The organism is Acinetobacter sp. LCT-H3 (assembly GCF_001866125.1).
GTDB classification, from domain to species: Bacteria; Pseudomonadota; Gammaproteobacteria; order Pseudomonadales; family Moraxellaceae; genus Acinetobacter; species Acinetobacter schindleri.
In genome coordinates this window covers 1-2167 of the sequence record NZ_MODX01000062.1, presented here as the reverse complement: position 1 = coordinate 2167, position 2167 = coordinate 1, and the positions used below count along the sequence as shown (strand labels likewise).

Annotated in this window: 3 protein-coding genes; 1 reads left to right on the top strand and 2 read right to left on the bottom strand. The window is 32.6% G+C overall.

From position 1 onward, the window contains the following. On the bottom strand, positions 1-987 hold a 987-nt coding region (locus tag BK820_RS14815), incomplete at its 3' end, for a tyrosine-type recombinase/integrase (RefSeq protein ID WP_071321333.1). Between the two features lie 299 nt (positions 988-1286). Here BK820_RS14815 and BK820_RS14810 point away from each other — a divergent pair. Then, complete coding sequence (locus tag BK820_RS14810; protein ID WP_004780041.1) at positions 1287-1718, top strand: PPC domain-containing protein; 432 nt, start codon at positions 1287-1289, stop codon at positions 1716-1718. Between the two features lie 118 nt (positions 1719-1836). Here the strand turns inward: BK820_RS14810 and BK820_RS14805 are convergent. Continuing rightward, the coding region (locus tag BK820_RS14805; RefSeq protein WP_143045207.1) for an integrase core domain-containing protein at positions 1837-2167 on the bottom strand (331 nt) is incomplete at its 5' end.

Sequence of the window (2167 nt, the reverse complement as noted above, 5' to 3'; positions counted from 1 at the left end):
TAGGTTTGTGCAACAAAGCCAGTTCAGGGTATTAAAATGAATAGGTTTATTATTATTTCGGGGGCTAGAAAACACATATTTCTCGCCATGAGACCAAACGAGTGCTGATTTCACAACTTCAAGTGCTTGATCAGATAGTGGAACAAAAAAATCAGGGATATCATGACCTAAAATAACCTTTCTTCTATATTGTTTAATATGTAAGGCTGGTATTTTCCATATTTTTTTATCTAGATCGAAGTGATGTGGTTCACAAAGCAATAATTCTCCACCACGGACGCCTGTATATAATTTAAATAACAGGGCTTTTTTAATAATAGGATCTGTATTAATCTGATTTAATTTAGCTAAGAAATTAGATAATTCATCTGAATTCAAATGAGGATAGTTTTTCTTAATCTTATTGTTGACTAATATTTTATGAAGTCCATGTGCAATATTATATTCACAATACCCCATCGCTACCGCATAATCATAAATCTGATTTAAATAACTATAGGCTTTCTTTACAGGTTCTTTTACATTTCTAGATTCTATCTTTTTAATAATCTTAACTAGATCATATCTTTTAATTTCAATAAATGGCATTAGTCCAATATTTGGATAAACATCCTGATCTAAACATTTTTTTGCGAGCTGAATTACACCGCATCGTGGTTCATCTTCAAAGGAATTTTTAATTTTAAATTCTAACCACTCTTCACAAATATCCTGAAAAGTTTTGATGTATTTTTTATGCAGTGGTTTATTTTCATAATTATTAAATTTATATTCATCCCGGACTGATCTGGCCTCTTTCAAGGACATTACAGGATATTCACCCAACTTCATGCGAGGACGTTTATTTGTCCCTGCAAGTGAATAGCGGTAACTCCAAGATTTACGTCCGTTTGGTTCTACCTTCAAACTTAAGCCGTCATCATCTGCCAGAAAATAGATTTTTTCCTTTGATTTAGCTTGACGTACCTTAATTTCAGTAAGACTCATGAATTTTTAACCTAACCACAAATGGCACTGCTCAATTCAATTATAGCAAATTTAAGCGATATTCATATGATGCGTATCATACGCATCACATATTTCTATAAGTAATTGTTAAATAAAATTTATATTTAGATTGGCTAGTCCTTAGTAACCAATTAATTAACCATTAATTTTGCAAGTCTTAAATTGGCATTTGAAGTGTAACCCCATGTTATGACTATTCACATTTCTGCTCTATGATTCATGGTTACTTATTAGTTATATTATTATGTCAGGAGCGATACAAGAATTAGGGTAACCTTATGGAAATAGCGAATACGAAATTACTAGCTGGCGCTTTGATAGCCCTAACTTTAACTATAGTTAGCCCTGTCGTACTTGCAAATGATAACAATGATATACGAAAGACTATTGTAGTTAAGTTTGCTAAAAAAGCTTACTCTGCAAATTATTACGGAAGGATAGATGGATACAAGTATGATTCCTACAAATTTTATGCTAAAAAAGGGCAAAAGTTAAAAGTGAAGTTGACTGGAGGAAATGTTGAAGCTTACTTATGGGGTAATCAATTAAAAGACTCCATCAATCTTGGAGAATATTCTCCAGAGCTTGATGATAATGGTATTTATATTTTACCTGCTTCAGGTGAGTATGAAATTAGAGTATTACAACCTAGATCACAGGCAAGAAAAGATAAAAAACCTCAATACTGGATGAGTATTGACATTAAATAAAGACTTTCTAGATTTTTTTAAGCTTTTATACCAGGGTTCAAAAACTATTGCCAGTTAAACGGGGCGTGATTTTTATTCATATGTTTTTATATTAGTAAAAATGATATAGATACGTAATTCATAGAGATCGTTTCAATTTAGCAATCTCTAAATACATCTTGTAATTGGCATGTTGAATCCGTTCATTTGAGGGGTCGTATTGCTTCTGGACTTCATCTAAGAAAGGAGTTTCTTCACATAATTCAAAGTACCTTTCCATCGGTATTTTATCTTTCAAAGCTGAATGTGGTCTCATCCAGTTATAGTAATGCTGCCATTCTGCCAGTTTACTCTGAATTTCCTCTGAATCGATATCTACAGTAGCGTAGAACTCAGATTTATCAGTCTTTTGTGAGCGCTCTACCTTGCCATTCAGATGAGGTGAACCCGGTTTATTTGGCCTAAATTTG

What these genes read in the sequence shown, in the direction of transcription:
- BK820_RS14810 (WP_004780041.1), top strand. Translation starts at nt 1,287, where the DNA reads ATGGAAATAGCGAATACGAAATTACTAGCTGGCGCTTTGATAGCCCTA.